General features: G+C 51.3%; 1 protein-coding gene. It reads right to left on the minus strand.

Annotated elements, in window-relative coordinates:
• On the minus strand, window positions 1-269 hold a 269-nt coding region (locus FN960_RS21655; RefSeq protein WP_221936860.1), incomplete at both ends, for a phage tail tip protein J-related protein.

The following is a 269-nucleotide window of genomic DNA, read 5'->3' on the forward strand; positions in this document are numbered from 1 at the left end:
TCTTTCGAAAACTCCTCCAGTCTGCTGGCGTTATCCTCCGTCAGCTCGACTTTTTCCAGCAGCTCCTTGCCGAGATGGGATTCGGTTATCTTGCCTTTGAAAAAATCCAGGTAACCTTCCGCATCATCGCTCGCCCGACCGACGGCCTCCACGAATGCCGATTTGCCAACGGTGTTCACACTGCGGATATAAAAGTAATAATCATGGCCCGGTTTGATATTGATACTGGCGGCTATCCAGTACAGCGCCGTACCAAGATAACGCGTGCT

The sequence above is a fragment of the Alkalicoccobacillus porphyridii genome (assembly GCF_007293315.1).
In the GTDB taxonomy this organism is placed as follows: domain Bacteria; phylum Bacillota; class Bacilli; order Bacillales; family Bacillaceae_D; genus Alkalicoccobacillus; species Alkalicoccobacillus porphyridii.